A 12207-nucleotide genomic window follows, 5' to 3' on the forward strand; every position below is an offset into this window, starting at 1 on the left:
GACAAGACATGGCACTACAATCTTTGGACATCAAACGGATCTCGGCCACCACGGTGCAACCGCCCGCGGCCCGCGAACCCGTCACCGGCACGGTCGCCAAGCTGATCGACGTATCCAAATGCATCGGCTGCAAGGCCTGCCAGACGGCGTGCTCCGAGTGGAACGACCTGCGCGACGAAGTGGGTGAAACCACCGGCGTGTACGACAACCCGATCGACCTGACCCCGCAATCGTGGACCGTGATGCGTTTCGCGGAACACGAGAACGAACAGGGCAACCTCGAATGGCTGATCCGCAAGGACGGCTGCATGCACTGCGAGGAACCGGGCTGCCTGAAGGCCTGCCCGGCGCCTGGCGCGATCGTGCAGTACACCAACGGCATCGTCGACTTCCACGAGGAGAACTGCATCGGCTGCGGCTACTGCATCACGGGCTGCCCGTTCGACGTGCCGCGCATCTCGAAGAAGGACAACCGCGCGTACAAGTGCACGCTGTGCTCGGACCGCGTGGCCGTGGGCCAGGAACCGGCCTGCGTCAAAACCTGCCCGACCGGCGCGATCGTCTTCGGCACGAAGGAAGACATGAAGACGCATGCGGCCGAGCGGATCGAGGACCTGAAGTCGCGCGGCTACGAGAACGCGGGCCTGTACGACCCGGCCGGCGTGGGCGGCACGCACGTGATGTACGTGCTGCACCATGCGGACCGTCCGGCGCTGTACAGCGGCCTGCGCAACAATCCTTCCATCAGCCCCGTCGTGGGCGCGTGGAAGGGCTTGACGAAGCCGCTGGCGCTGGCCGGCATGGCGGCGGCGGCGATCGCGGGCTTCTTCCACTACACCCGCGTCGGACCGAACGAGGTCAGCCGCAAGGAAGAAGAGGAAGCACTGCACGACGCGAAACGCATAGCGGAGGAACGCCATGACAACCGATAAGATCGTGACGGACAAGGACGGCAACCCGGTCATCGAACGGTACAAGCCGAACGAGCGCACCAACCACTGGATCACGGCGATCAGCTTCGTGCTGCTGGCGGTGTCCGGCCTGGCACTGTTCCACCCGGCCATGTCGTGGATGGCGGTCTTCCTCGGCGGCGGCCAGTGGACGCGGATCCTGCATCCGTTCATCGGCATCGTGATGTTCGTCTCGTTCCTGGTGCTGGTGCTGCGCTTCTGGCACCACAACTTCCTGGACGCCTCGGACCGCCAGTGGCTGAAGCAGTTCGACGACGTGCTGGCCAACCGCGAGGAAAAGCTGCCCCGCATCGGCAAGTACAACGCCGGCCAGAAGCTGCTGTTCTGGGTGCTGATCGTGTCGATGGTGGGCCTGCTGCTGACCGGCATCGTCATGTGGCGCGCCTGGTTCTCGCACCTGTTCGCGGTGGACATCATCCGCGTGGCCTCGCTGCTGCATGCGTTCTTCGCGTTCGTGATCATCGTCTCGATCATCGTGCACGTGTACGCCGGCTTCTGGATCAAGGGCTCGATGGGCGCCATGATCCGCGGCACCGTCACCTACGGCTGGGCTCGCAAACACCACCAGCGCTGGTTCGAGGACGAAATCCGCAAGAACAGCCGCTAGGCCGATTGCGAACTGCACGCTTGTTCGTATTCGTCTAAAATTGGCCGGGCCCGCGTGGCCCGGCTTTTTTATTGGCAAACAGTTGCTTCAAAAATGGGGTACGTCCCCATTTTTGAAGCAACTAGTTGCCGAGAAAATGGGGACGTACCCCATTTTCCAGGAAATATTTGGAGTTATCTTGGTACAGCGACTGCTAGAACCGGGCGAGATCGAATCGCTCGACCACACCGCCATCCCCCGCCTGCTGCTGCCGCGGCCGGGCGAACTGTATGCAGCGCGCGCGGAGCGCCTGCGCCAGCTGGCGCAAAACAACATCAAGGGCATCCCCGTCGACGAGGCCCTGGCAAGCTACGTCAAGGTGATGGCCGAGCTCGTGCAGGCACAGGCCGATGTCGTGAAGACGCTGCTGCCCGCGGGCATCCCCCTGCCACCGCAGGACGAGATGCGCGTAGCGCACGAGCACAACATGCCGCCGCTGCCCGTGACGGGCAAGCGCCCTGCCGCGTGGCAAACCGTGTTCGCCGCCATCCTGGAACGGCTGGAAGCGAAAATGGCCAGCCAGCCGCAGCTGGCGACCGCCCTCGCCGCCCTGCGCGCGCTGGACGATGCGCAGCTGGAAGGCGCGGCCGACGCCGTGCTAGGCGAGTTCGCCGAAGGGATCGATCCGGCGCAGGCGCCGTTCGTGGCGGCCGCGCTGCAGGTCACGTGGAGCGTGATGGCCGCGCAGCTCGACGAACGCTGGGCGCAGCCGCTCGTCACCGGCACCCTGTGCCCCGTGTGCGGCTCGCACCCCGTGGCCAGCGTGATCCGCATCGGCGGCCAGTCGCAGGGCTACCGCTACCTGCACTGCGCCGTCTGCGCCAGCGAATGGCATATGGTGCGGGTGAAATGCTCGTGCTGCGAAGACAACGCGAAGGTCGCCTACCAGGGCCTGACCGACGCCGCCGCCGACGCGATCGCCGAGAACGTGGCGGCCGCCAAGGAAGGCAAGACCCTGAACAAGGCCAACGATCCGACCCGCGTGGCGCGCGCCGAGACGTGCGACGCCTGCCACTCGTACCGCAAGATCTTCAACCAGGAACACGACTACAACGTGGACCCGCTGGCCGACGATCTCGCCAGCCTCGTGCTGGACATGCTCGTGTCGGAACTGGGCTACGCACGGGCCAGCGGCAATCCGCTGCTGCGGCTGGGCTCCGCGGAATGACGGTGGCGGTGCAGCACCTGCGCCTGCCGGCCGTGCACCTGCTGCTGGCGGCGCCCGCCTGCGAGCCGCTCGTGGCCGAGTATGGCCGCGACCAGACGGTCGACGCCCTGCGCGGCCTGCTGGCCGACCTGCGCGGCACGCTGCTGGCGGGCGGCTCGGCCGACACGTCGGAGAGCGCGGTGCTGGCCGCCCTGGCAACCCGGCTGGCAGCTGCGAACCGCTCGACGATGCGCCGGCTGTTCAACCTCACGGGTACGGTGCTGCACACGAACCTGGGCCGCGCGCTGCTGCCGGACGTGGCCGTGCAGGCCGTGGCCGACGCGCTGCGCTGGCCGATGAACCTGGAATGGGACCTCGACACGGGCAAGCGCGGCGACCGCGATACGCTGGTCGAGGAGCACCTCCTGAAGCTGACGGGCGCGGAAGCAGTCACGATCGTCAACAACAACGCGGCCGCCGTGCTGCTGATGCTGAACACGCTGGCCGCCGGCCGCGAAGTGATCGTGTCGCGCGGCGAACTGGTGGAGATCGGCGGCGCGTTCCGCATTCCCGATGTAATGACGCGCGCCGGCGCGGTGCTGCGCGAAGTGGGCGCCACCAACCGCACGCACCTGAAGGATTACGCGGACGGCATCGGCGCCGATACCGCGCTGCTGATGAAAGTCCACGCGAGCAATTACGCGATCACGGGATTCACCAAGGAAGTGACCCTGCCGGAACTCGCGCCGCTGGCCCGCGAGCGCGGCATCCCGGTCGCCGTGGACCTGGGCAGCGGCACGCTCGTCGACCTGGAAAAATATGGCCTGCCCCATGAAACGACAGTGCGGGAGACGATCGCGGGCGGCGCCGACCTCGTCACCTTCAGCGGCGACAAACTGCTGGGCGGCCCGCAATGCGGCATCATCGCCGGCCGCAAGGACCTGGTTGCCGCGATCAAGAACAACCCGCTGAAGCGCGCGCTGCGCGTGGGCAAGCTCACGCTCGCCGCGCTGGAACCGGTGCTGGCGCTGTACCACGCGCCGGACTTGCTGCCCGAGCGGCTGACGACGCTGCGCCTGCTGACCCGCCCCGCCACTGCCATGCGCGCCCTCGCGGTACGTCTGCAGGCACCCCTGCAGCGGGCGCTGGGCGACTCCTACACCGTGAACGCCGAACCGGTCACGAGCCAGATCGGCAGCGGCGCCCTGCCCGTCGACGTGCTGCCCAGCTTCGGCCTGGCGTTGCGCGCCATCCCCGGCACGCGCGGCAATCCGCTCGGTGTACTGGAACGCCGCCTGCGCGCGCTGCCGGTGCCGGTGATCGGCCGCATCGCCGACGACACGCTGTGGCTCGACCTGCGCTGCCTGGAAGATGGCCAGGCGGACGAATTCGAGCGGCAACTGACGCACCTGGCGCAGGAGGGCACGGCGACATGATCGTCGGTACCGCCGGCCATATCGACCATGGCAAGACCACGCTGACCCGCGCGCTGACGGGTGTCGACACCGATCGCCTGAAGGAGGAAAAGGCGCGCGGCATCTCGATCGAGCTGGGCTACGCCTACCTGCCGCTGCCGGGCGGCGAGATCCTCGGTGTCATCGACGTGCCCGGCCACGAGAAATTCATCCGCACGATGGCCTCCGGCGTGACCGGCATCGACTATGCGCTGCTGGTGATCGCGGCCGACGACGGCGTCATGCCGCAAACCGTGGAACACCTGGCGATCCTGCAACTGCTGGGCGTGCGGCGCGGCGCCGTGGCGCTCACCAAGACCGACCGCGCCGACGCGCAGCGCATCGACGCCGTGGAACAGGACATCGCCGCGCTGCTGGCCGATACGGCGTTTACCGGCGCGCCCGTGTTCCGCACCGCCGCCACGCAACCCGCCGATCCCGGCGTGGCCGCCCTCCTCGCCCACCTGGCCGAAGTGGCCGCCACGCTGCCGTCGCGCGACGACCGGCGGCTGTTCCGGCTCGGCGTCGACCGCGTCTTCACGCTGTCCGGCCAGGGGACGGTCGTCACCGGCACGGCGCTGTCGGGCCGCGTGGCCGTCGGCGATACGCTGGTGCTCGCGCCCGGTGGGCAAAGCGCACGCGTGCGCGCCATCCACGCGCAAAGCCGCAGCGCCAGCGAAGGCCATGGCGGCCAGCGCCTCGCGCTGAACCTGGCCGGCGTGGCGAAGGACGAGATCGAGCGCGGCACGTGGGTCGTCGCCCCCGCGCTGCAGGCGTGCTCGGAACGGATCGATGCGCAATTGACACTCGCCGGCGGAACAAAGACCGGCGCCCTGAAGGCCTGGTCGCCGGTCCACGTGCACCTGGGCGCCTCGCACCACACGGCGCACGTGGTGCCGCTCGACGGCGATACTGTCCCGCCGGGGCAGGCCGCGCGGGTGCAGCTGGTGTTCGACGTGGCGGTACACGCGGTGCCGGGCGACCGCTTCGTGGTGCGCAACGCGCAGGCGACGCAGACGATCGGCGGCGGCACGGTACTCGATCCGTTCGGCGCGGCGCGCAAGCGGCGCAGCCCGGCGCGGCTGGCGTGGCTCGATGCGTTGCAGGCCTACGTGGACAGCGGCGACGTGTCGGCATTGCTGGCGCAAAGCCCGCTCGGCATGCGGGCCGCCGCGCTGGTGCGCCTGACGCAGCTGCCCGCCGACGCGATCGCGCTGCCGGAAGGCTGCCTGCGCCTGTCCCTCCCGGGCGGCGACGAACTGTGGATCGCCCCGGCTGCGCTGGCGCGGCTGGAAGGATCGGTGGTCGATGCGCTGGCCGCTTTCCACGAGAAACATCCGGACGATGCCGGCCCCGAACTGTGGCGCCTGAAACGGATGGCGCAGCCGGACGCCGAGGATGCGCTGTGGTCGGCGCTGGCGGCACGCATGCTGGCCGCGGGCACGGTCGCGCAGCTCGGCAACAGCCTGCACCTGCCGGGCCACAGCGTGGCGCTGACACCGGAAGAGGAAGCGCTCGCGGCACCGCTGCTCGCGGCTCTGGAAAAAGGCCGCTTCGATCCGCCGTGGGTACGCGACCTGTCGCGCGAACAGCGGGTGGCGGAAGACGACGTGCGGCGCCTGCTGCGCAAGCTGGCCCGGGCCGGGCAACTGTCGCAGGTAGTGCCCGACCTGTTCTATCACCCGCGCGCGCTGGCGGCGCTGGCGAAGATCGTCGGCACGCTGCCCGATGCGCAGGCGGCGAGCTTCCGCGATGCCACGGGCCTGGGCCGCAAGCGTGCGATCCAGGTGTTGGAGTATTTCGACCGTGTCGGCTATACTCGCCGCGTCCGCAACAGCCACCTGGTGCGGCCCAACGCAAGCTGGCCGGACCCAGTATGAAATACCCGGCCTGATATGCTGGTTCCCGTGGAAGGCATTCTCATCCGGTGATGGGGCCGGGCTTCAAACCCGGTGAGGGGCGTCAGCCGTTCCTCTGTAAGTTCGACTCTTTCTGCCTTCCGCCATCTTTCTCCCCGGCCATCCAGCGCCCGGCCAGGCCGGCGACGCGCCTCTGTTGCCAACTGTAACCGCAGTTGACTGAACGATGCCTTTTTGGCATGTTGGGATCCCCCACATCCGCGAGGCTCCCATGAAGCTCTACATTGCCCTTCCCCCGCTGGCCATCCTTACACTGCTGGCCGCGTGCAGCAGCAAGGTGCAAGAAACCGCCGCGCCGGCGCAACCCGCGGCGCAGCTGCCGGCCCCGCCGGCCCCGCCTGCTCCACCTGCGCCCATGGTCATGAGCCGCTCCAGCCCCACGCACTTCAACACGCTGGCCAGGCCGATGCCCGCTGCCGCCTACCTGCCGCCCATTGTTCTGCCGGAAAGCACGAACAAATTCCCCGGCAAGGAAGCCAACAAGGCGGTGTTGGTGGCCGAGCAGCCGGTATCGACATTCAGCACCGACGTCGATACGGCTTCGTATGCCTTCGTGCGGCGCATGCTGGGCAGCGGCAGGCTGCCGCCGCTCGACGCGGTGCGGGTCGAGGAGATGGTCAATTACTTCCCCTACGCTTACACCGCGCCGCGCGATCCGGCCCGGCCGTTCGCGATCGGCACCGAGGTCCTGCCGAGCCCGTGGAAGGCGGGCAACCAGCTGGTGCACATCGGCGTGCGCGGCTACGACGTCGCCAAGGCGGCGCGGCCGCGCGCCAACGTGGTGCTGCTGGTCGACGTGTCCGGTTCGATGATGCCGCCGGACCGGCTGCCGCTGCTCCAGCAGGCGTTCCGGCTGTTCGCCGACGGGTTGCGCGACGACGACCGGGTTGCCATCGTCACCTATGCCGGCGGCACGCGCGTCGCGCTGGAGCCCACGGCAGGCAAGGAACGCGGCAAGATCGTCGACGCCATCGGCTCGCTGCAAAGCGGTGGCGGCACGGCGGGCGCAGCCGGGCTGCAGCAGGCCTATGAACTGGCCGCGCGCAACTTCGATCCGAAGGCGGTCAACCGCGTGATCCTGGCCACCGACGGCGACTTCAACCTCGGCATGACCGATCCGCGCGAGCTGGAAAAATTCATCGTGGACAAGCGCAAGAGCGGTGTGTACCTGTCGATCCTCGGCGTCGGCGAAGGCAACCTGAACGACGCGCTGATGCAGCGGCTGGCCCAGTCGGGCAACGGCAACGCCGCCTACATCGATTCGCTGCTGGAAGCGCGCAAGGCGCTGGGCCAGGAACTGGGATCGACCATGTTCCCGATCGCCAACGACGTCAAGGTGCAAGTCGAGTTCAACCCCGCGAAAGTCGCGGCCTACCGGCTGATCGGCTACGAGACGCGCATGCTGGAGCGCCAGGACTTCAAGGACGACAAGGTGGATGCCGGCGACATCGGCGCCGGCCATACGGTGACGGCAATCTACGAGATCACGCCGGCGGATGCGGCGTCAAGACTGGTCGATGCGCCGCGCTACGCGGGCAACCAGGCTGCCAAACCCGCCGCCACGGACAGGAAAGCGGGCAGCGACGAGCTGTGCTTCGTGAAGCTGCGCTACAAGCTGCCGGGCGAGTCGGCCAGCCGCCAGCTCGAACATCCTGTGAAGGCGGCTGCGCGTGCCCGCCTCGATGCTGCGCCGGACGAACAGCGCTTCGCCATCGCCGTCGCCGCCTTCGGGCAGAAGTTGCGCGGCGAAGCGCAGCTGTCCGACATGGCCTATACGGACATCGCCGCGCTGGCCAATGGCGCGCGCGGCACGGATCCGGAAGGCTACCGCGCGGAATTCGTCAAGCTGGTGCGCATGGCCGAGTCGCTGGACAAGGTGGGGCCGCAGACCGGCTTGCTGCGCCCGGCCGGCCCGCTCACGTTCCCGCTCCCGCGCTGAGCCTTCGGCCGCTCCGCGGCCGTTTCAGTTACTCGGCAGGATTATTTCTTGCCGCTCTTCGGCGCCTCGTCGAGCGCCCTGCGCTCGACCGGGTTCACGTAGGCATCCGACGGCTTGATTTCCATGGCGCCCTCGGCGCCATGGTCGCCATTGCCGGCACCGATGCCGGTGGTCGCCGTGGCGCTGGAGCCGGCGCTCACACGATCGCCGGTCATCGAATCGCCGCTCGTGTCTACCTTGCCGCCCTGCCCGGCTTTCGGCGCGTTGCGGGTCTGGCCCGCGTTCTTGTCCTGCTGCTTGTTCGTGTTGCGGTGCGCCGTGGCGGTCTTGCCCGGCGTGGCTTCCGTGGCGGCCTTGTTGTCGGACTGTGTCTGCGGCGGGTTCGCCATGTTGGACACGGAATGGCTTTGCGCCGAGGCGACGCCGGTAAAAGCAAGGGCGGCAACCGCCGCGAGCAGATGAATGTGCATGGTGTTCTCCTATCGGGCCGATGGCCCTTCAACGCTCCGGCCAGATGCCGGGATGACAGGACGATTCTGCCACCCTGCTCAGCAATATCCTGTAGGAGAAGGCCGCGTGCGCAAGTCGGTGCGGGCCGGTTCGTACCGCATCCACGGCGCCGCGAACGTATCGGACGCACGTGCGCAGCCGAACAGACGGCCCTGCGAAGCTTCGCCATCCTGCATGCCTTCATTGGAGAAACCCATGCATGACACGAAGCATGACAGCAAGGCGCCTGCCGCGGACGACACGGCACCGCGCGCAAGCTCCCAGAAGGTCATCTACGCGGCGATCGCCGCCAACCTCGGCATCGCCACCGCCAAGTTCATCGTGGCGGGCATCACGGGCAGCGCGTCGATGGTGGCGGAAGGCATCCACTCGGCGGTGGATACGGGCAACGAGTTCCTGCTGCTGCTGGGCGAACGCCGCAGTGCGCGCCCGGCCGACCGCAAGCACCCTTTCGGGTACGGAAAATCGCTGTATTTCTGGGCGCTTATCGTCGCGCTGTCGGTGTTTTCGCTGGGTGGCGGGCTGTCGATCTACCATGGCGTGGCCGCGTTGCAGGACCCGCCACCGCTGGAAGACCCGCTTTGGAACTACGTCGTCCTCGGCGTAGCGGCCCTCTTCGAAGGCTACAGCTGGAATGTATCGCGCAAGGCATTGAATACCGTGCGCAAGCCTGGCAGCACGCTGTGGCAGACCGTTCGCGCCAGCAAGGATGCGTCGGTCTTCACCGTGTTCATCGAGGACACGGCCGCGCTGCTGGGCCTCGCGGTCGCGGCGGCGGGCATCGCGCTGGGCCACTACTTCGGCAATCCGTACTTCGATCCCGCCGCTTCCATCGTGATCGGCCTGCTGCTGGTCGGCGCGGCCTTCATGCTGGCCCGCGAGTCCGGCGGCCTGCTCGTCGGCGAAAGCATCGACCGGGAGGAGCTGGCCGCGCTGTACGCGCTGTTCCGGCGCGAGGCGGCGCTGGACAGCGTCGCCAGCCTGCGCACGATGCAGATGGGGCCGGAGGAAGTCCTGCTCGCCGCCTCCGTCCAGTTCCGCCGCGGCATGCCGATCGACGAGGTGGAACGGGCGATCGCCCGGCTCGAGGCCGCCATCGCCGTCGCGCACCCGGTCATCCGCCACGTCTACTTCGAGGCTTCGGCGTTGCGTGCCGCGATGCAGTGATCCGGCCGCGGCGGCTGCGCGGCACCATGCCATACCCCCTGCCGTGGCGGCCGCTCCTCTCCCTTAGTGCAGTGGTACGGGCGCCGCGCAGCACCGACAATGCCTGTACCGCAACAACGTTCGGAAAGGAACGCCATGACAACCCAACATACCATCAATACCGTAACCACCCGCGACGGCACGATCATCCGCTACACCGACTGGGGCGACGGCCCGGCCGTCGTCTTCAGCCACGGCTGGCCGCTGCAGGGCGACGCGTGGGAAGACCAGATGCTGTTCCTGGCCGAGCATGGCTACCGCGTCATCGCCCATGACCGCCGCGGCCACGGCCTGTCCAGCAAGCCATGGCACGGCAACGACATGGACCACTATGCCGACGACCTGGCCGCCGTGATCGAAGCGCTGGACCTGCAAAGCGTGACCCTGGTCGGCCACTCGACCGGCGGCGGCGAAGTCGCCCGCTACATCGGCCGCCATGGCACGGGCCGCGTCAAGGGCGCCGTGCTGGTGGGCGCCGTCACGCCGCGCATGCTGGTGGGTACCGACAATCCGGCCGGCGTGCCGATGGAGGTGTTCGACGGCATCCGCGCCGGCGTGAAGGCCGACCGCGCGCAGTTCTTCAAGGACCTGACCACGCCGTTCTACGGCTACAACCGCGAGGGCGCGAAGGATTCGGCCGGCGTGCGCGAAACGTTCTGGCTGCAGGGCATGCAGTGCAGCATCCGCGCCGCTTACGCCTGCATCAAGCAGTTCTCGGAGACGGACTTCACGGAAGACCTGAAGAAGATGACGATCCCCACGCTGGTGATCCATGGCGACGACGACCAGATCGTGCCGATCGCCGCGACCGCGCGCCGCGCCGCCGAGATCCTGCCGCAGGGCCGACTGGTGGTCTACGAAGGCGCGCCGCACGGCCTGCCCACCACCCACAAGGACCGCCTGAACGCGGACCTGCTGGCCTTCCTGAAGTCCTGATGCGGGTTCCACCAAGCGATCTGTTCCTCGGCATCTGCCTGGGCGGCCTGGCCGGCTATGTCGACACGGCCGGCTTTGTCGCCCTGTACGGCCTGTTCACGGCGCACGTGACGGGGAACTTCGTGCTGATCGGCGCCACGCTGACGCATCCTTCGCACACCACGCTGCTGCTCAAGTGCCTGGCCTTCCCCGCCTTCGGGCTGGGGGTGGTGGCCACGCGGCTGCTGGGGAACCGGTGCGAACGGCAGGGCGTGGTGCCGATCCGGCCCATGCTGTCGATGCAGCTCGTGCTGCTGATCGCCTTCATGGCCACGGCGCTGCTGGCCGTGCCGATCACGAGCCCGGATGCGCCGATGGTGCTGCTCACCGGGGTGCTCGGCGCCGCCGCCATGGGCGTGCACAACGCCGCCGGGAAGCTGCAGTTTTCCCGCATTGCGCCCACCACGGTCATGACCGGCAACGTGACGGAACTGCTGATCGACATGACGGACCTGGCCACCGGGCATGCCACGCCGGCTGCCAAGGAAAAGTTCATCCGCTTCGTGTGGCCCGTGGCGGCATTCGCCGTGGGCTGCATCGCCGGCGGCGCGGGCTACGTGCATTTCGGCTTCTGGTGCCTGCTGGCGCCGATCGCCGCCGTCGCCTTCCTGATGACGATGCCGTGGCCGGTGGCAAAGCCGGCGCACGTGTAGTTCCACCGCGGTGATCGAGGCACTGGTGTCGCACATTTTTTCCGGATGATTCTTCCGGAAAAAGTGTGCGACACCGGTTTTCTCCAACGTATTCACGCACGACGACTGCGCACGGGACAACCGGTGTCCGACACATTTTCCGGTAAAAGCATCCGGAAAAAATGTCCGACACCATATGCATCTGCCGTTCCTCCTTACTCCCTCCCCACATTCCTCTCCACCCGCGGATCCGGCCGTATCCACACCAGCGCCAGCCCCACGTAGAACGCGGCGCCCACCAGCGGCTGCCACAGCGACAGCGGCACGCCGATGGCATACAGCACGATCGAGATCCAGCCCTTCGTGTCGCGGCCGATCGCGTGGGCCAGCACCGACCGGGGACCGTGCACCCGCACCAGGCTGCGCACCAGCAGGTCGTAGGCGATGGCGCTCATCAGCAATACGAAGCCGTACAGCGCCATCGGCAACGCTGCCATGCGCTGCTCGCCGAGCCAGTTCGTCATGAACGGCACCAGCGACAGCCAGAACAGCAGGTGCAGGTTGGCCCACAGCGCGCGGCCGTCGACCTTGCTCGCCAGCTGCAGCAAATGGTGGTGGTTGTTCCAGTAGATGCCCACATAGACGAAACTGAGTACATAACTGAAGAACAGGGGCCACAGCGGCAGCAGCGCGTCCAGCGTGGCTTCATGCGGCACCTTCAGTTCCAGCACCATGATCGTGATGATGATGGCGATCACGCCATCGCTGAACGCTTCGAGCCGCGATTTCCCCATTTCCCTGCCCATGG

The 12207-nt window shown here is 67.7% G+C and carries 11 protein-coding genes and 1 tRNA gene; 10 read left to right on the plus strand and 2 right to left on the minus strand.

Annotation, left to right across the window (positions count from 1 at the left end; translation table 11 throughout):
* Positions 1-8 precede the first annotated feature (8 nt).
* The 7 genes from fdxH to ACY65G_RS10960 all read left to right on the plus strand — a co-directional run bounded on the left by fdxH (position 9) and on the right by ACY65G_RS10960 (position 8076).
* Positions 9-932, plus strand: coding sequence for a formate dehydrogenase subunit beta (gene fdxH, locus ACY65G_RS10930; RefSeq protein ID WP_464997378.1), 924 nt, complete (start codon positions 9-11; stop codon positions 930-932).
* Positions 919-1578, plus strand: a complete 660-nt coding sequence (locus tag ACY65G_RS10935) for a formate dehydrogenase subunit gamma (RefSeq protein ID WP_464997379.1) — start codon at positions 919-921, stop codon at positions 1576-1578. Before fdxH ends, ACY65G_RS10935 begins: the two co-directional genes overlap by 14 nt.
* A 178-nt stretch (positions 1579-1756) precedes the next feature.
* Positions 1757-2785 (plus strand): formate dehydrogenase accessory protein FdhE, encoded by a 1029-nt coding sequence (gene fdhE, locus ACY65G_RS10940; RefSeq protein ID WP_464997380.1) that lies wholly within the window; start codon positions 1757-1759, stop codon positions 2783-2785.
* Positions 2782-4200: an L-seryl-tRNA(Sec) selenium transferase gene (gene selA, locus ACY65G_RS10945; RefSeq protein WP_464997381.1), complete on the plus strand. Its 1419-nt coding sequence runs from the start codon at positions 2782-2784 to the stop codon at positions 4198-4200. Before fdhE ends, selA begins: the two co-directional genes overlap by 4 nt.
* Positions 4197-6098 carry a selenocysteine-specific translation elongation factor gene (gene selB, locus ACY65G_RS10950; protein WP_464997382.1) on the plus strand — a complete coding sequence of 634 codons (1902 nt, stop codon included), beginning with the start codon at positions 4197-4199 and terminating at the stop codon, positions 6096-6098. The genes selA and selB overlap by 4 nt, the downstream gene beginning before the upstream one ends.
* Positions 6099-6127: 29 nt before the next feature.
* Positions 6128-6223 (plus strand) — tRNA-Sec (locus ACY65G_RS10955).
* 125 nt (positions 6224-6348) lie between these two features.
* Positions 6349-8076 carry a vWA domain-containing protein gene (locus tag ACY65G_RS10960; RefSeq protein WP_464997383.1) on the plus strand — a complete coding sequence of 576 codons (1728 nt, stop codon included), beginning with the start codon at positions 6349-6351 and terminating at the stop codon, positions 8074-8076.
* 41 nt (positions 8077-8117) lie between these two features.
* Here the strand turns inward: ACY65G_RS10960 and ACY65G_RS10965 are convergent, their stop codons facing one another.
* Positions 8118-8546: a hypothetical protein gene (locus ACY65G_RS10965; protein ID WP_464997384.1), complete on the minus strand. Its 429-nt coding sequence runs from the start codon at positions 8544-8546 to the stop codon at positions 8118-8120.
* 235 nt (positions 8547-8781) lie between these two features.
* Between ACY65G_RS10965 and ACY65G_RS10970 the strand changes: the two genes are divergently transcribed.
* From ACY65G_RS10970 to ACY65G_RS10980, 3 genes are all read left to right on the plus strand, one after another.
* Entirely contained in the window at positions 8782-9753 is a 972-nt protein-coding gene (locus ACY65G_RS10970; protein ID WP_464997385.1) for a cation diffusion facilitator family transporter, read from the plus strand.
* 153 nt (positions 9754-9906) lie between these two features.
* Positions 9907-10728 (plus strand): alpha/beta fold hydrolase, encoded by an 822-nt coding sequence (locus ACY65G_RS10975; RefSeq protein ID WP_464997602.1) that lies wholly within the window; start codon positions 9907-9909, stop codon positions 10726-10728.
* Positions 10728-11420: a YoaK family protein gene (locus ACY65G_RS10980; protein ID WP_464997386.1), complete on the plus strand. Its 693-nt coding sequence runs from the start codon at positions 10728-10730 to the stop codon at positions 11418-11420. The genes ACY65G_RS10975 and ACY65G_RS10980 overlap by 1 nt, the downstream gene beginning before the upstream one ends.
* A 194-nt stretch (positions 11421-11614) precedes the next feature.
* On the opposite strand, the gene ACY65G_RS10985 is transcribed toward ACY65G_RS10980, so the two are convergent.
* Complete coding sequence (locus ACY65G_RS10985) at positions 11615-12193, minus strand: TMEM175 family protein (RefSeq protein WP_464997603.1); 579 nt, start codon at positions 12191-12193, stop codon at positions 11615-11617.
* Between the last annotated feature and the right edge of the window lie 14 nt (positions 12194-12207).

The sequence above is a fragment of the Pseudoduganella sp. jia 12 genome (assembly GCF_055502675.1).